The 206-nt window shown below is 39.8% G+C and carries 1 tRNA gene; it reads left to right on the forward strand.

Going from position 1 to position 206, the window contains the following annotated elements:
• The first annotated feature begins 130 nt into the window (after window positions 1-130).
• Window positions 131-206: transfer RNA gene (locus AAEY62_RS25305), tRNA-Lys, on the forward strand.

Genomic DNA, 206 nt, shown 5'->3' on the forward strand with positions numbered 1-206 from the left:
GCTCAGTTGGTAGAGCAGTTGACTTTTAATCAATTGGTCGATGGTTCAAATCCATCATAACCCACCATTCTATGAAAGTTTTAATCGGCGGATTTACGCAGCTTTTTACAAAGCAGATTTATATAAGAGCGGGTCATTAGCTCAGTTGGTAGAGCAGTTGACTTTTAATCAATTGGTCGATGGTTCAAATCCATCATGACCCACCA

The sequence above is a fragment of the Pseudoalteromonas sp. GW168-MNA-CIBAN-0100 genome (genome assembly GCF_040309225.1).
GTDB lineage: Bacteria > Pseudomonadota > Gammaproteobacteria > Enterobacterales > Alteromonadaceae > Pseudoalteromonas > Pseudoalteromonas arctica.